The sequence below is a fragment of the Clostridia bacterium genome, from assembly GCA_017438525.1.
Taxonomy (GTDB): domain Bacteria; phylum Bacillota; class Clostridia; order Oscillospirales; family RGIG8002; genus RGIG8002.
The window spans coordinates 1-2,657 of the sequence record JAFRVI010000085.1 but is presented as its reverse complement, the minus strand read 5'-3'; the positions used below and the strand labels follow the sequence as shown (position 1 = coordinate 2,657).

Here is a 2,657-nt window from a genome sequence, read left to right as displayed (position 1 = left end):
GAAGGCGGGGGCGGGGTCAGCTTCGTCCGGCGGCACGCGCGCTTCCGGCTCGGGAGGCAACCCGGGCGTGAGGCCCGCGCCCGTCGGCACCTCCGGCGCGTCCGCGCGGCCGATAGAGCAGCTTGAGGCATACGTGCATAAGCCGAGGAAGATGCGAATATAAAAGCGCCGCACCAGCGGCGCACCCGTTCGCCGGAGGCGAACATATCGCGTCGGTTTTGCCGACATATCGTATCTGCCGCGCAGATATATCGCATCGGCGAAGCCGATATATCGCACGCCGTCAGGCGCATATCGCCGCGCGCGGAGCGAGCGTACCGCATGTATCGGCGGAGATATGCCTCGCCGCGCTCGGCGCGATATGTTCGCTGACGCAAACACGATATATTTACCTGCGGCAAATGCGATATGCCGCCTTCGGCAACACGATATATTCGCTTCGCGAATGACAAAAACCGCGCCAAAAGGGCGCGGTTTTGGATCATCAGCGTCAGCGCGAGGACTCCATCCACTCTTTCGCGGAGCGCACGGCGGCGTCGAGCGCCTCCGCGGGGCCGCCGCGGTCGATCTCCGCAAGGAAGCCCGCGAGCATCGCGTCGCCCGCGCCGACCGCGCAGCCGCCTTCGCAGGGGAGGGCGGGGGCGAAACGTGTTTCGCCGCTCCCGTCCGCGAGCGCCGCGCCGTCCGCGCCGAGCGAAACGAGCGCGAAGCGCGCTCCCGCTTTACACAGCCGCTCCGCGCAGTCCGCGGGGTCGGCTCCGTCGCCGAAAAGCTCCCCGATCTCCTGCCTGTTCGGCTTGACGAGGAAGGGTTTGCGCGGCAGGCACGCCTTCAGCGCCGCGCCGGAGGTGTCGACGGCGGCGCGGACTCCTCCGCTTTCGAGCCGCTCAAGCGCCCGCGCGTAGAAACCGGCGTCGAGCCCCGTCGGCAGACTGCCGGAAAAAATCACCGTGTCGCCTTCGCGCAGCGCGTCGAGACGGCGCAGGAACGCCTCCGCCTCGTCGGGCGCGACGCGCGGCCCGGGCGCGTTTATTTCGGTCTCCGCCGCGCCGCGTAGCTTGACGTTCACGCGGGTGAAGCCCCCGCGCAGCGCGATGAAGTCGGGCGTTATCAGCGGCTCGTCCGCGAAGCCCGCGGCGAGCGCTTCTCCCGTGAAGCCGGCGGCGAAGCCGAGCGCGACGGAGGGGATACCCATACGCGCGAGAGCGCGGGAGACGTTGACTCCCTTGCCGCCGAAGCGTAGCTCCTGCGACGAGGCGCGGTTCGTCGCGCCCTCCGCGATCGAGCCCACGGTCATCACGCAGTCGACGCTCGGATTGAGAGTGACGGTGTATATCATTTCGCCCTCCTCTCCGGCAAAAACGTGTTGCATTCGCCGGCGATAGTGGTATAATAGTCGTTGAAACTTCAACGGAGAAAACGTCAAAAAATGTCGAAAAAGAGATTTGAAAAAGAGAAGCCCTCGGTCGCCTTCCGTATCGTAAAGCGGATCGTGCGCTTCGTTTACCGCAAATACGAGGCGCGGGGCGCGGAGAACATCCCGCGGGAGCCCTGCGTCATCGTCGCGAACCACTGTCAGCTCCACGGGCCGCTGGCGTACGAATTCTACACGCCGGTCAGCCGCGCGACCTGGTGCGCCGCCGAGATGATGGAGTGGAAGGAGATACCCTCCTACGCCTACGAGGATTTCTGGCCGCTGAAAAAGAAGTGGCAGAGGCCGTTTTACAAGCTCGCGTCCTACCTGATCGCGCCGCTCGCGATGCTGCTTTTCAACAACGCCGAGACGATACCCGTCTACCGCGACCGCCGCATCGTCAAGACACTGAAGCTCTCCTCGGAGCGCATGGAGGCGGGCGACTGCGTCGTCATCTTCCCGGAGCACGCGAAGGAGGATAACGGCATACTGTGCGACCTCCGCGACGGCTTCGTCGACGTCGCGCGGACGTATTACAAGCGGACGGGGAAGGCGGTGTGCTTCGTGCCGTCCTACCTGTCGCCGAAGCTGAAGCTTATGACCTTCGGCGAGCCGGTGCGCTGGGATCCCGAAGCGGATACCGCCGCCGAGCGCGCGCGGATAAAGGCGGAGATGAGAGAGCGCATCACCGCGCTGGCGAAGGCGCTCCCGCCGCACACCGTCGTGCCTTATATAAACGTTCCGAAGCGGGAATACCCGAAAAGCAGAGAGGAATAACGCAAAAGCCCTGACTAGTCAGGGCTTTTTTATTTTTGTCCGTCCGCGTTCCTGTCATCCTGAAGCGGCGCAGCCGCTGAAGGATCCCATGGGCGAACGCACCCGCACCTGTCATCCCGAGGGCGAAGCCCGAGGGATCCCACACCGAAAGCAGACGGCTGCAAAGGGAGGGGGATTCCTCGCTGCGCTCGGAATGACAGAACGTAAACGCACACGTTGTCATCCTGAGCGAAGGCGAAGCCGGAGTTGAAGGATCCTGAAGGTAACGGCAGTGTTATCGGAAAAGTGCGCAGTCGGAAACGGGGGTTACGTTTCGCTTTCTTTCGCGGCGTTACGCTGAAAGGGACGGCTCGTCTTTAAGATCCTTCGGCTGCGCTCCCGTTGGTCGCTCCGCTCAGGATGACAAAAACGAAGACGCTCTGCATAAGGCGGGGGATTCCTCGTCGGCGCATTCGCGACTCCTCGG

At 63.9% G+C, this 2,657-nt stretch carries 2 protein-coding genes; one reads left to right on the top strand and one right to left on the bottom strand.

The features are described 5' to 3' along the window. Positions 1 to 490: 490 nt before the first annotated feature. Positions 491 to 1,339, bottom strand: a complete 849-nt coding sequence (locus IJL83_07945) for a 1-phosphofructokinase family hexose kinase (GenBank protein MBQ6553527.1) — start codon at positions 1,337 to 1,339, stop codon at positions 491 to 493. A 90-nt stretch (positions 1,340 to 1,429) separates the two neighbouring features. Between IJL83_07945 and IJL83_07940 the strand changes: the two genes are divergently transcribed. Then, positions 1,430 to 2,191 (top strand): 1-acyl-sn-glycerol-3-phosphate acyltransferase, encoded by a 762-nt coding sequence (locus IJL83_07940; GenBank protein ID MBQ6553526.1) that lies wholly within the window; start codon positions 1,430 to 1,432, stop codon positions 2,189 to 2,191. Positions 2,192 to 2,657: the final 466 nt, after the last annotated feature.